Below are 1227 nucleotides of genomic sequence, written 5' to 3'. Positions count from 1 at the left end.
TCTTTTTAGATACCCTAAACAGATCTTTCTAAATATTTTATTGAAAACGCAAAATATTAACGAAAGTTATTTTTCCCGGTAACTAATAAAGTTTTGCTCTGGGACAGATTTTTTGAAGCCGCAAGTAGAAGTCCTGAGAGCAAAAGGCAAACACTTTTTTAATTTTTATTCTTTATACTTTTTAGAATTATTTATCATAAGGAAAATATATTCTACTTATTTTATATATTTCTCGGTAATCAAAATATACTAGATTAACAATCGTTTTCCAATTTATCCTGAATAAACGTATACTCAAACAGATCAAACTTGTGAATTTTATTGTAAATTTTAAAATGTCAATTGTGTAACGGCGAGTAATCCAGTTTATTGTTTTTGCCTTATGTGCCGGCAATAATGTTAAGTACGGTTTAATCAAGCCAGGAGGATCTTATCATGAGTCAACCAATCGACTTACTAGAACCAGCAACCAGAGCATTTTTAGAAAAGGTAAACAAGCAGGGTGGAACACCAATCTACCAGTTATCACCGAAAGACGCCCGTAAAGTCCTTTCTGATTTGCAGGCTGCTCAGGTAGCAAAACTACCTGCGGACATTGAAGATCTGGACATTCCAGTCGGTCCTGAGGGACGAGTTTCGATTAGAATAATCAGGCCAAAAGGAAATAAAGAAATTCTACCAGTCGTGATGTACTTTCACGGCGGGGGCTGGGTGCTCGGAGACAAAGACACACATGACCGATTAGTTCGGGAAATCGCAAATGGAGCTAACGCTGCGGTTGTATTTGTCAATTTCACGCCGTCTCCAGAAGCAAAATACCCGACGCCAATAGAAGAAGCATACGCAGCAACAAAATACGTTTCAGAAAACGGGAAAAAACTTAACCTTGATAGCTCAAGGCTCGCAGTCGCTGGTGACAGTGTAGGTGGAAATATGGCGGCAGCTGTTTTACTTCTGGCAAAGGAGCGGGGTGGCCCAAAAATTGATTATCAGGTACTCTTTTACCCTGTCACGGATGCTAATTTTGACACCCAATCTTATCAGCAGTATGCAACCGGTATCTGGCTTACCCGTGAAGCTATGAAGTGGTTCTGGGACAATTATTTGCCTGACGAAGAAGCACGTAAGCAGCCCACAGCTTCTCCTTTACAGGCACCACTTGACCAGCTAAAGGGACAGCCACCAGCTCTTGTCATAACTGATGAAAATGATGTGCTCCGCGATGAG

The 1227-nt window shown here is 40.4% G+C and carries 1 protein-coding gene; it reads left to right on the top strand.

Translation table 11 applies throughout. From position 1 onward, the window contains the following. Window positions 1–435: 435 nt before the first annotated feature. Window positions 436–1227 (top strand): alpha/beta hydrolase (locus BP621_RS06275; protein ID WP_292388575.1); only part of this gene is annotated, 792 nt, incomplete at its 3' end.

This window comes from Methanosarcina sp. UBA5 (assembly GCF_002505485.1).
Classification (GTDB): domain Archaea; phylum Halobacteriota; class Methanosarcinia; order Methanosarcinales; family Methanosarcinaceae; genus Methanosarcina.
Note: the sequence above shows the minus strand (reverse complement) of the source record. Positions and strands in the feature narration are given on the sequence as shown.